This window comes from Glycomyces halotolerans (assembly GCF_054779575.1).
Genome location: NZ_BAAGXZ010000013.1, coordinates 111,852 through 122,570 on the forward strand (window position 1 = coordinate 111,852; position 10,719 = coordinate 122,570).

The window sequence follows — 10,719 nt, forward strand, 5'->3', positions numbered from 1 at the left end:
GATGTGTTCCGGTAGGTTCATGAAGGAGCCTCTCTTCCCGAGAGGCTCCGGTGGTCGCATGAAGGGCCCTTATTCCCTGGTCAGGTGTTCCAACAGGTTCATGAACGAACGATTCAGCAGGGCGGTGTCGACCGCGCGCAGGGGCCGGTGGCTCATCAGCAGAGACTGACCGTAGAGCGACTCGACGGCGGTGCCGGCCAGCTCGGGGTCGGCGATGGCGCTGACGCGGCGCACGGTCGGGTTGCGGAAGTTCAGCACGAGCTGGGCGCGCGCGCCGGTCTGCTTGATGGAGGCGAGGATGCCGCCCCACAGGTCGTCGGCCTCGGCTTCGGCGTCGGCGCGCTGGCGCTCGCGGCGGGCCTCGCGGTCGTCGAGCAGCAGGGCCGGGACCGAGACGGGGTTGAACTCGCGCAGGACCACGTCGGTGTCGACGCCGTCGAGGCGGGCGCGGGCGGCGGCGAGGAACGACTGGAGCGCCAGTTCGGTCTCCACCGGCAGCGGGTCGAGGTTCGCGGAGATGACGCCCGGCTGGAGCGGCTCGACCTTGATCTCGGGGTCGAGTCTCGGCAGGGCCTGGACGAGCTCGGTGTCGTAGGTGTAGCCGCCGTTGACCACGCCGATGCCTTGGGCGGCGGCGATCTGGGCGACCTGGCGGTACTCGTCGACGGTGGCGGCCAGGTAGACCGGCCGGTGGGCGCGGGCGAAGTCGACCAGGCTCGAGGCGCCGTCGGTGGTCTCGAAACGCAGCCAGGGCAGCATGACTTCCAGCAGTTCGGCGTCGTGGCGGGCCAGGGCTTTGACGCCGAGTTCGTGGACGGCCAGGAACGCCTCCAGGCGGGTGGGGTCGGTCGAGGCCATCTGGGCGAGCCAGTCGCGGATCTGCGCGCCGATCGCCTCCCGGGCGACGGCGAGCGCCTCGTCGTCGTAGAGCGACTCGCGGCTGGCGGTGGGGCGCAGCGCGTCGGTGTCGACCGCGCAGCGCACGAAGAAGGCCCAATCGGGGACCAGGTTGTCGGCGGTGTCGGTCAGCAGCATGCGCTTGAGGTGGACGCGGTGGGCCGGGCGCGCCGACGGCGAGGTCGCGTGCGGCAGCACGAACGCGGCGCCCTTGATCCCGGCCAGTGGCACGTCCAGGTCGATGACGTCGAGCGGTGAGAAGCCGAGGACCTGCTCGCAGTAGCCGTTGAGCGCGACGCGGCGGGCCGTGGCCGTGGGCCACCGGCGCTCCCACAGCGGCGGCGTGTCGGTCACCGTGACCGGCGCGTCGGCGCCGTGCACGGTGATGTCGACCGGCAGCAGCGATCCGTACTCGCGGGCCAGTTCGGCGACCTTGTGCGGGGCCAGCCATTCCTCGCCGGGCCGGGCGACGAGCTCCACGGTGGTGCCGGACTCGAGCTTGTCGGCGGCGGGCAGCTCGTCGACGGTGTAGGAGCCGTCGTCGCGAGCCGACCAGCGCACCGCGGGCGCGTCGGGTTCCCTGGCCGAGCGGGAGGTCACCGTGATGACCGAGGCGACGGTGAAACAGGCGAGCAGGCCGATGCCGAACTGGCCGAGGAAGTCCCGGCGGGCGCCCTCGATCTCTTCGTCGCGTTTGGACGATCCGCCGATGGTGGCGAGCAGTTTGTGGACTTCGGAAACGGTAAGGCCCACCCCGGGATCGGAGATGGTGAGCCGGGTGCCGTCGGACTCGATCCGGACGTCGGCGGGCGCGTCCGGTTCGAAGGCGCGCCGGGCGGTTACCGCGTCCACGGCGTTCTGGAGCAGCTCGCGGACGTACACCCGAGGCGAGGAGTACAGGTGGTGCGACAGCAGGTCCACCAGGCCGCGCAGATCCACTTGGAACGTGTGGGAAGTAGGCGGTATCTCAGACACGGTGCGTCCTGCTTCGCTCGGAGGTCCTTGGCGTCAGTCAGACTAGCAAACCCGCGCATGCCGGAAGCCTTGTCGATATCCGCCGGCCCGACCGCTGCGAATCGCGCTGCACGTGAGGAGAAGCGGTGACCTTCCCGCTCCCGCGGTCGCCGCGTCCCCGCCGGCGCGTCCGCGACCTCAGTCGGTCCGCTCCCAGCCGCAGACGGAGGTCTCGAGGCTCTGGGCGTCCTCGTCGACGGTCATGAGCAGTTCCACAGTAGATCCGTCGCCGAGGCGGACCGGCACGTGGATGCCGTCGGGCCGGTCGCGGACGGTCAGGACCTCCGCGTCGTCGGCGTCCCACTCGCTCCACTCGTCGATGTAGCGGTCCACCGGGTCCTCGCGCAGGTCCGGGCACAGCCCGGCGTGCGCCTCCTCCCACCGCTCCTCGGAGATGTCGGCCATGAACTCCTCGGCGGTGGCCTCGATCTTGTCGAGATAGGAGTTCGCGAAGATGGTCGCCGCCGCGAAGAACGCGACACCGACACCGATCACCAGGACCACGCCGCCCACGATGCCGAGCGTGAGAGCGGTCGCGAACCTGCCGCTGTTGCGTTCGGTCGGCGGCGTCGCGAACGGCACCGGTATGCCCTGCAGACCCGACCGGTCCTCCGACGGCGTCGAATTCGGGGGGTCGACGGCGACGGCCGGCGGCAGGCCGAGCGTGTCGTCGGTGTGCGGGGGCTCCTCCTCGGAGGACTTGGAGCTCAATTCGTCTGACGGTGCGGTGTCCTCTTCGCGCCGGGGAGGTTCGGGCTCGGAGCTCGAGGCCTCCGGCACGGCGGCCACGGGCGCGGCGCCGGGCTCGGGCGCGATCTGGACCGGCGCGACCGGGACCGACTCGAGCGGCGGTTCGGGCTCGCGCGGCTCGGCGACGATCGGCTGCTCGCCGGAGCGGTCTTCGGCGACCGGCGCCGGCGGTCCGGGACGTTCGGTGCGGTCGCTCATTGGGCGGCCTCCCGTCGGGCCCGCTCCGGGTCTTCCGAGCGGTCCGAGCCGGAGGCGACCGGTTCGCCGCCGGGGGCGCACTCGGCGAGCACCTCGAAGCCCGAGGCTTCGGGCAGCGCCCGCGACAGCAGCGGCGTCGACATCTTCACCTGGTAGTTCGACAGCGAGCGGCGGTAGGCGCCCACGCCGCTCCACTCCGACCACAGCAGCCAGGTCGCGTCCTCGTCGACCGCCCGGCACAGGCCGCCGCGGAGGTAGCCGTCGCAGGAGGCGAGCGCGGCCAGCGCGGTCTCGGCGTCCCTGGCGAAATCTTCCGTTTCCCGCTCGGATACGGCGAAACGATACAGAACCAGCATCGTCCTAACCCTACTTCGAGCACGGGGCGCAGAGCCCGTGGAGTTCGAGCGTGTGTCCGACCTCGGTGAAGCCGTGCTCGGCGGCGACCTTGCCGGCCCAGCGCTCGACGGTCGGGCCGGCGACTTCGACGGTCCTGCCGCAGTTGCGGCACACGAGGTGGTGGTGGTGCTCCTCGGCGGCGCAGAGCCGGTAGAGGTGGTCGCCTCCGGGCAGGCGCATGACGTCGACCACGCCGGCGTCGGCGAAGGCCTGGAGGGTGCGGTAGACGGTGGTCAGCCCGATCTTGGAGCCGCTCTCGCGGAGGATCGCGTGGAGGTCCTGGGCGCTGCGGAAGGCGTCGTCGGCCTCGAGCAGCTCGAGGATCGCGGTCCGCTGCTTGGTGGACCGCGCCATGTTCTCGGCCGGCGGCTTGGCTGCCACTTGGCGTTCCTCTCGTGCGTGGTTGACGTTCGGGGTCGGGCGGCCCCCGAGCCTACCGCTCTTCGCGGGCGTGGTTGACGGCGTCGGTGACGATGTGGGCGATGTGGTCGTCGATGAGACTGTACGAGATCTCGCGTCCCGACCGGGCGCCGCGGACGACGCCCGCGCCTCGGAGGACCCGCAGATGCTGCGAGACCAGCGGTTGCGTCACGCCGAGGGTCTCGACGATCTGGTGGACGAACTTGGGTCCGTCGGCCAGTTCCATCACGATGGCGATGCGCAGCGGCGCGGCGAGCGCCCGCAGCAGTTCCCCCGCCGACTCGTAGCCGGCGGGCGTGGACTCGGCAAGCTCGGTTTCTGTCCGCACTTGGCAAAAATATCGCGTCTTCCGGGTTTCCACCTGCCCAGGTGCCGTTCGCCGCATTCGGGCTCATCCCCTTCCGGGCAGTTCGACCTCGAGCGGCTCGCCTTCGGGCGGCAGGTGGCCGCGCCAGGTGCGGCGGATGCGGCGGGTGGCGGCGGCCGCGGCGGCGGTGACGACGAAGCAGGCGACGCCGATGAGCACGATGGTGGCGCCGGGCGGGACGTCCTGGACCGCCGAGGCGGTCACGCCGGCGCCGGCGATGAGGAGGCCGGCGGCCATGGCGCCGAGCATGGTGGCGCGGAAGGAGCGGGTGAACTGCTGGACGGTGACCACGGGGATGACGAGCAGGGCGCTGACCAGGAGCAGGCCGACCGCCCGCATGGACACCGAGACGGTGACGGCGGTGGTCATCAGGAGCAGGAGGTTGAGCGCGCCGACGGGGAGTCCGGCGACGCGGGCGTACTGCTCGTCGGCGCATATGGCCGACATCCAGGGGCGGAGCACGAGCATGAGGCCGGCGACGGCGGCGCCGCCGGCGACGATGGTCCAGACTTCGGTCCAGCCGGCGGTGAGCAGGGACCCGAAGAGGTACTGCTGGAGGTTGGCGACGCCCTTGTCGGAGGCGATGCCGGTGAGGTAGACGCCGCCGGCGATGCCGCCGTAGAACATCATGGCCAGCGCGACGTCGCCGGAGGTCTTGGAGTGGCTGCGGAGCAGTTCCATGACGACGGCGGCGGCGACGGTGGTGGCGAGGGTGGTCCACATCGGCGAGGTCGAGGTGAGGAATCCGACGGCGACGCCGGTGAGGGCGATGTGTCCGAGTCCGTCGCCGATGAGCGCCAGGCGTTTCTGGACGAGGAAGACGCCGACTGCGGGGGCGCAGAGGCCGACGGCGAGCGCGCTGATGAGGGCGCGCTGCATGAACTCGTATTCGAGGATGGACGGGTCCAGGTTCATTTGCCTGTCCAGAAGTCGTCGGTGGCTTCCCCGTTGGCGTGCGGGTGCGCGTGGTCGTGGCGGGGGTCGGCGTGTTCGCCGATGGGGCGCGGGGGCGCTCCGTCGTGGACGACGCGGCCGTCGGCGAGGACGACCGCGCGGTCGAGTCGGTCGGTCAGGGGCCCGAGTTCGTGGGTGACTAGGAGGACCGCGCAGCCGGCGTCGATGCGGTCGGCGACGACCGCGGCGAGGGCGGATTGGGTCTCGGCGTCGACGCCGACGGTCGGTTCGTCCATGATGAGCACGTCGGGTTCGGTGGCGAGGGCGCGGGCGATGAGGACTCGCTGCTGCTGGCCGCCGGAGAGCGTGTCGACCGCGCACTGGGCGTGGTCGGCGAGGCCGACTTCGGCCAGGCTCTGGGCGATCGCTTCGCGGTCGGCGCGTCGTGCGGGCAGACCGAGGAGGCGGTGGGTGAGGCGGCCCTGGGCGACGACTTCGGCGGCGGTGGCGGGGACGCCGGAGCTGGCGCCGGTGCGCTGGGGGACGTAGCCGACGCGTTTCCAGTCGCGGAATCGGCGGCGGGGCACACCGAACAGTTCGATGTCGCCGCCGGCGGTCGGGACGAGACCGACGATCGCCTTGACGAGGGTGGATTTGCCGGATCCGTTGGCTCCCATGAGGGCCACGGCCTCGCCGGGTTCGACGGCGAGGTCGACGCCGCGCACGGCGGCACGACCGCCGTATGAGACGGTCGTGCCGCGGGTTGCTATGACGGGCATCGGTTCATTCTCGCTTAGGCGGTGCCGAGCGCGGCCTGCAACGCGGCCAGGTTCTCGCGCATGATCGTGAAGTAGTCGTCGCCGGCCTCGCTCTGTTCGGCGGTGAGTCCCTCGATCGGGTCGAGTGTGGCGGTCCGCGCGCCGGTCTCGGCGGCGACGGCGTCGGCGACGTCGGAGGAGACGAGGGTCTCGAAGAAGATCGTGGTGACCTCGTTCGCTTCGACGAATTCGGCGACTTCGGCCATGCGCTGGGATCCGGCCTCCTGGTCGGGGCTGAGGCCGGAGATGGCGACCTGGTTGAGGCCGTAGCGGTCGGCGAGGTAGCCGAAGGCGGCGTGGGAGGTGACGATGTCGTCGGAGGCGCGGTCGGCCAGGCCTTCGGTGAACTCCTGGTCGAGTTCGGTCAGGTCGGCGGTGAAGGCTTCGGCTCCGGCGGTGTAGTTCTCGGCGCTGCCGGGGTCGACTTCGGACAGTCCTTCTGCGATGGCTTCGGCGACCTGCGAGTAGCGGGTGGGGTCGAGCCAGATGTGCGGATCGGCGCCTTCGGCGGCGCCGTGGTCGTGGCCGGCTTCGTCTTCGGCGTGATCCTCTTCGGCGTGGTCGTCGTCGTGGCCCTCTTCGGCGTGGTCATCGTGGCCGTGGTCGTCTTCGAGGGCCTCGGTCTCGTCGTAGTCGATGAGGTCGACCGTGGCGCTGACGTCGAGGGCCTTGTCGGAGGCGTATTCGGCGATCGCGTCGTCGAGGGCGGGGATGAAGCCCTCGAAGTAGACGACGTAGTCGGCCTCTTCGATGGCGGCGATGTCACTGGGAGAGAGTTCGAGGTCGTGGGGCTCGCCGCCGGCCGGGGTCAGGTTGGCGACCGCGACGTCGTCGCCGCCGACCCGCTCGGCGGCGAAGGCCAGGGGGTAGAAGGCCGCGACCACGTCGATCCGGCCGTCGGCGGAGGCGGAGTCCTCGCCGCAGGCGGCCAGGGCCCCGGCGGCGAGGACTCCGGCGATGGGGAGTGTGAGCGAAATTCGGCGCATGCTGGAAGCCTGCCCCGTCATGACAATCATTGTCAACAGCTAATGTGTGGCTCCGTCGTGTCGCAAACCCGTCACTAGCTGGGTGAACGCTGCGGTCGGGTCTCCGACGGGACTCGGCGCGCATGATCGGCGTCACTGATATTCGTTGTCGGGGGCGGCGATCCAGGTGACCGACTCGGCCTCGATGTACGGGACGACCGCGCCGTTGACCTCGTCCGTGCCTTCCTTCGTCGTATAGACGCCCACGACTTCCACCCATTGGTCGGCCTCCAGGTCGGCCGGGATCTCGCCGTCGAGACCGATCTTCACCGGCCGGGCGTCGGCGGCGCAGCAGGAGACGACCATGCGGGCCAGCCGCGGTTCGCCGTCGCCGTAGAGGATGAAGCCGGTCAACTGGAGGCGGCGGCCCTCCAGGGTCCGGCCGTCGTCGTAGACGGCCCTGGCGGCGTAGTCGAGCAAGGTGATCGGCACCGGGTCGACGTCCTCGGGCAATTCGGGGTAGACCGAGCGCTGCTCCTCGGATCCGACCGCGGAGCCGGTGCGCTCGGCTTCATACGAGCCCATCGCGCCGGGGGCCACCAGCAGCATCCCGGCCACCGGTGCCAGCAGCAGCCAGGCGATCCTCGGCTCGTCGTGGCAGTCGGAGCGGCCCTCGCCTCGGTCGGTCCAGGCCGAGAAGGCGGTGACCGCCGCGACCGCGACCAGGATGATCCCGGCGGGCAGCACCAGCCAGAACGCGTACGGCTTGACGTAGTCGAGGTAGTCGCCGGTGAGCGCCAGGCGGATCAGGCCGCCGCCGAACAGGAGCAGGACCACCGCCTGCGCGTCGCGCCTCACAGCCAGACCACCGCCATCACGACGGCCGAGGCGAGCGCGACGCAGAACGCGGCCGGCGTGAAGCGCACGGCGAAGCGGCGGCCGAACGTGCCCGCGTGCATGGCGGCGAGTTTGACGTCCACGAACGGGCCGACGACCATGAACGCCAGCTTCGCCGTCGGCGAGAACTGGGTCAGCGAGGCGGCCACGAACGCGTCCGACTCCGAGCAGATCGACACCAGCACCGCCAGCGCGGCCAGTGCCAGGACGCCGAGTACGGGATGGTCGGCGACCACGGCCAGCCAGGTCTCGGGCACGAGCGTGTTGAGCGTGGCGGCGATGGCAGCTCCGATGACGAGGTAGCCGCCGGCTTGGACGAAGTCGCCGCGCAGACCCGACCAGAAGGCGGCCCATTTGCCGCCCTCGTGGTGGCGGTGGACCGGCAGGCGGAGCCACTCGGTCTTGCCGAGCCTGGCCCACAGCCAGCCGATGGCGATCGCGGCGGCGAGCGAGGCGCTGAACCGGGCGGCGACCATTTCGGGCTGTCCGGGGAAGGCGACGAACGTCGAGACGACCACGATCGGGTTGATCGCCGGCGAGGCGAGCATGAAGGTGAAGGCGGCGGCCGGAGCGACGCCGCGACGCACCAGCGCTCCGGCGACCGGCACCGAGGCGCACTCGCAGCCGGGCAGCACCGCGCCGGAGAGTCCGGCGACGGGAACGGCGACCGCGGTGCGCTTGGGGACGGCGCGGCCCAGGAGGTCGGCGGGCACGAAGGCGGCGATCGCGGCGGCCAGGGCCGTGCCGCCGACCAGGAACGGGGCCGCTTGCACCATGACGGCGACGAACCGCGCGACCCAGGCCTGCGCCGCTTCGTGGGAGAACAGGGCCTCGAGACCGGGGCGGACGGCGAGCCCGAAGAGGAGGATGAGCGCGAGGACCTCGATGGAGGTCGGTCGGCGACGGCGTGCGGCCGGTGCGGCGCGCTCAGTGGCGTCGGGCTCGGCGACGGCTTGGCTCACCGTCCCATTCTGCGGCATCGAGACGCCGATCCGGGGTCGGGCTGCGCCGCGCGGCGCGCCGGAGCTGACTACTCTGGACCGGTGCAAGTCGCTCCAACCCCCGGCCCCGGTGGGCGCGTGTCCGAGTGGTGTCGTGCCCTGTTGCTCCACAAGCGTTTCCAGCTGCTGTCGATGTCGGTGATCGTCGTCAACGGCACGGTGCTGGGCATCATGACCTTCGAGACGGCGAACGCGGCGATAGGGCCGGCGCTGCTGTGGATCGACCACGCGTGCCTGGCGTTCTTCGCCTTCGAAGTGGCGATCGGTCTGGCCTCCTTCGGACGGCGGCCGTGGCGGTACTTCCGGCGCGGCTGGAACGTCTTCGATTTCACGATCGTGGCGCTGTCGTTCGTGCCGGGCCTGCGGGAGAACGCGACGATCCTGCGGCTGCTGCGCTTGGCGCGGGTGCTGCGGATCGTCAGGTCGCTGCCGAGCCTGCAGCTCATCCTGGTGGCGATGGGCAAGGCGATCCCGAGGTCGGCGGGCGTGTTCGCGCTGACCGGCGTGGTCATGTACCTGTGGGCGATGATCGGCTGGATCGCGTTCGAAGACGACGTCCCCGAGAAGTTCGGGTCCGTGGGATCGGCGCTGCTGGTGCTGTTCCAGCTCATCACGTTCGACGATCTGGGGTCGACGATCCAGGAGGGCATGGACGCGAACCCCTGGACGCTCCCGTACTTCGTGGTGTTCGTGCTGTTCGCGGCGTTCCTGCTGATGAACGTCCTCATCGGTGTCGTGCTGGCGTCGATGGAGGAGGCGCAGCGGCTCGACGACGAGGACGGTCGGGTCTCGGCGGACACGGCGCTGCTGCTCGACCGCATCGAGAAGCTGCAGAAGGCGGTCGACCAGTTGGCGGAGGACCGGGAGCGGGCCAGGGAGTTCACGCCGTTCAGGTGATGCGGCGCTCGCTCACTCCTGGGCGCCGCCGAACCTGCGGTCGCGGCGGGCGTAGACCTCGCAGGCCTGCCACAGGTGGCGGCGGTCGAAGTCGGGCCACAGGACGTCGAGGTAGACCATCTCGGCGTAGGCCGACTGCCACGGCAGGAAGTTCGAGGTACGCTGCTCCCCGGAGGGGCGCAGGAACAGGTCCACATCGGGCAGGTCCGGGTTGTAGAGGTACTTCGCGAAGGTCTTCTCGGTGATCCGCTCCGGGTTGAGCTTCCCGGCCTTGACGTCCCGGGCCAGCGCGGCGGCGGCGTCGGCGATCTCGGCCCGGCCGCCGTAGTTCACGCAGAACTGGAGGGTGATCTTGTCGTTGCGCCTCGACATCTCCTCGGCGACCTCGAGCTCGCTGATGACGCTCTTCCAGAGCCGGGGGCGGCGGCCGGCCCAGCGGATGCGGACGCCCATCGCGTTGAGCTCGTCGCGGCGGCGGTGGATCACGTCGCGGTTGAAGCCCATGAGCCAGCGGACCTCGTCGGGGCTGCGGCGCCAGTTCTCGGTGGAGAAGGCGTAGGCCGACACGGTCTCTATGCCCATCTCGATCGCGCCTTCAATGGTGTCGAACAGCGACGACTCGCCCATCTGGTGGCCTTCGGTGCGCTTGAGGCCGCGCTGCTTGGCCCAGCGCCCGTTGCCGTCCATGACCAGGGCGACGTGCCGAGGGACCAGTTCCCTGGGCAGCTCCGGCGGCTTGGCGCCGGACGGGTGGGGTTTGGGCGGCTCGTACTGTCGGGTCACGGTTCCTCCAAGACTTCGGCCGGGTACCGATCCTAGTCGCGACGGCTACGTTGGAGCCGGAGCGTGGAACGTCGTGACGTCGACCGGGCGGCGACCACGGGGAAGCGGGACGTGCGGGAGGTCGTGCGGCTGCGGGGTCCTCGGGGTCGTACTTCAATCCGGCGGCGGTGAGCGGGCTGTGTGGGCGGGTCGGGTTCGGTGTTCGGGTGGCGGATGGTGCATGGTGCGGGTGTCTCGGCGCCGACAGCGAGGTAGCGGGGTTGTCGGGGCCGTGTCTTCGTGGCCGGGTCTCGGGGATGGTCAGGGCCGTGTCGGGGGTGGTGGTTCGGGGTGGGGCCTGTTTGGAGCATCGATCGGTGTTGGGGTTGGGCCGCAGCCGGTCCGGGTCCGGAACATGAAAGCATTCGCACCCTGAGAGTGAC

12 protein-coding genes are annotated in these 10,719 nt (G+C 70.7%); 1 reads left to right on the forward strand and 11 read right to left on the reverse strand.

Annotated features, from left to right (window positions below):
* Positions 1 to 69 precede the first annotated feature (69 nt).
* The 10 genes from ACYVL2_RS12685 to ACYVL2_RS12730 all read right to left on the reverse strand — a co-directional run bounded on the left by ACYVL2_RS12685 (position 70) and on the right by ACYVL2_RS12730 (position 8,596).
* Positions 70 to 1,872, reverse strand: coding sequence for an HSP90 family protein (locus ACYVL2_RS12685; RefSeq protein ID WP_460543793.1), 1,803 nt, complete (start codon positions 1,870 to 1,872; stop codon positions 70 to 72).
* Between the two features lie 177 nt (positions 1,873 to 2,049).
* Positions 2,050 to 2,859 (reverse strand): hypothetical protein, encoded by an 810-nt coding sequence (locus ACYVL2_RS12690; protein WP_460543795.1) that lies wholly within the window; start codon positions 2,857 to 2,859, stop codon positions 2,050 to 2,052.
* Positions 2,856 to 3,215, reverse strand: a complete 360-nt coding sequence (locus ACYVL2_RS12695) for an antibiotic biosynthesis monooxygenase (protein ID WP_460543797.1) — start codon at positions 3,213 to 3,215, stop codon at positions 2,856 to 2,858. The genes ACYVL2_RS12690 and ACYVL2_RS12695 overlap by 4 nt, the downstream gene beginning before the upstream one ends.
* Before the next feature lie 10 nt (positions 3,216 to 3,225).
* Positions 3,226 to 3,609, reverse strand: coding sequence for a Fur family transcriptional regulator (locus tag ACYVL2_RS12700; RefSeq protein WP_460543820.1), 384 nt, complete (start codon positions 3,607 to 3,609; stop codon positions 3,226 to 3,228).
* A 79-nt stretch (positions 3,610 to 3,688) separates the two neighbouring features.
* Positions 3,689 to 4,003, reverse strand: coding sequence for an ArsR/SmtB family transcription factor (locus ACYVL2_RS12705; protein ID WP_460543799.1), 315 nt, complete (start codon positions 4,001 to 4,003; stop codon positions 3,689 to 3,691).
* 63 nt (positions 4,004 to 4,066) lie between these two features.
* On the reverse strand, positions 4,067 to 4,957 hold the full coding sequence (locus ACYVL2_RS12710; RefSeq protein ID WP_460543801.1) for a metal ABC transporter permease: 891 nt from the start codon (positions 4,955 to 4,957) through the stop codon (positions 4,067 to 4,069).
* The gene (locus ACYVL2_RS12715) at positions 4,954 to 5,715 is read right to left on the reverse strand and encodes a metal ABC transporter ATP-binding protein (protein WP_460543803.1); all 762 of its coding nucleotides are present in this window, start codon (positions 5,713 to 5,715) and stop codon (positions 4,954 to 4,956) included. Before ACYVL2_RS12715 ends, ACYVL2_RS12710 begins: the two co-directional genes overlap by 4 nt.
* 14 nt (positions 5,716 to 5,729) lie before the next feature.
* Positions 5,730 to 6,740: a metal ABC transporter substrate-binding protein gene (locus ACYVL2_RS12720; protein ID WP_460543805.1), complete on the reverse strand. Its 1,011-nt coding sequence runs from the start codon at positions 6,738 to 6,740 to the stop codon at positions 5,730 to 5,732.
* 132 nt (positions 6,741 to 6,872) lie between these two features.
* Entirely contained in the window at positions 6,873 to 7,577 is a 705-nt protein-coding gene (locus ACYVL2_RS12725; protein ID WP_460543806.1) for a TIGR03943 family putative permease subunit, read from the reverse strand.
* A complete protein-coding gene (locus tag ACYVL2_RS12730; RefSeq protein ID WP_460543808.1) occupies positions 7,574 to 8,596 on the reverse strand; it encodes a permease in 1,023 nt (340 codons plus the stop codon). The genes ACYVL2_RS12725 and ACYVL2_RS12730 overlap by 4 nt, the downstream gene beginning before the upstream one ends.
* 123 nt (positions 8,597 to 8,719) lie before the next feature.
* Between ACYVL2_RS12730 and ACYVL2_RS12735 the strand changes: the two genes are divergently transcribed.
* Positions 8,720 to 9,514: an ion transporter gene (locus tag ACYVL2_RS12735; RefSeq protein WP_460543810.1), complete on the forward strand. Its 795-nt coding sequence runs from the start codon at positions 8,720 to 8,722 to the stop codon at positions 9,512 to 9,514.
* 12 nt (positions 9,515 to 9,526) lie between these two features.
* Here ACYVL2_RS12735 and ACYVL2_RS12740 read toward each other — a convergent pair whose 3' ends face one another.
* Positions 9,527 to 10,297 carry an undecaprenyl diphosphate synthase family protein gene (locus tag ACYVL2_RS12740; RefSeq protein ID WP_460543812.1) on the reverse strand — a complete coding sequence of 257 codons (771 nt, stop codon included), beginning with the start codon at positions 10,295 to 10,297 and terminating at the stop codon, positions 9,527 to 9,529.
* Positions 10,298 to 10,719: the final 422 nt, after the last annotated feature.

Coding starts and splice junctions, on each gene's coding strand:
- ACYVL2_RS12690 (WP_460543795.1), bottom strand. CDS start 2,859: ATGAGCGACCGCACCGAACGTCCCGGACCGCCGGCGCCGGTCGCCGAA.
- ACYVL2_RS12720 (WP_460543805.1), bottom strand. CDS start 6,740: ATGCGCCGAATTTCGCTCACACTCCCCATCGCCGGAGTCCTCGCCGCC.
- ACYVL2_RS12715 (WP_460543803.1), bottom strand. CDS start 5,715: ATGCCCGTCATAGCAACCCGCGGCACGACCGTCTCATACGGCGGTCGT.
- ACYVL2_RS12700 (WP_460543820.1), bottom strand. CDS start 3,609: ATGGCGCGGTCCACCAAGCAGCGGACCGCGATCCTCGAGCTGCTCGAG.
- ACYVL2_RS12695 (WP_460543797.1), bottom strand. CDS start 3,215: ATGCTGGTTCTGTATCGTTTCGCCGTATCCGAGCGGGAAACGGAAGAT.
- ACYVL2_RS12710 (WP_460543801.1), bottom strand. CDS start 4,957: ATGAACCTGGACCCGTCCATCCTCGAATACGAGTTCATGCAGCGCGCC.
- ACYVL2_RS12730 (WP_460543808.1), bottom strand. CDS start 8,596: ATGCCGCAGAATGGGACGGTGAGCCAAGCCGTCGCCGAGCCCGACGCC.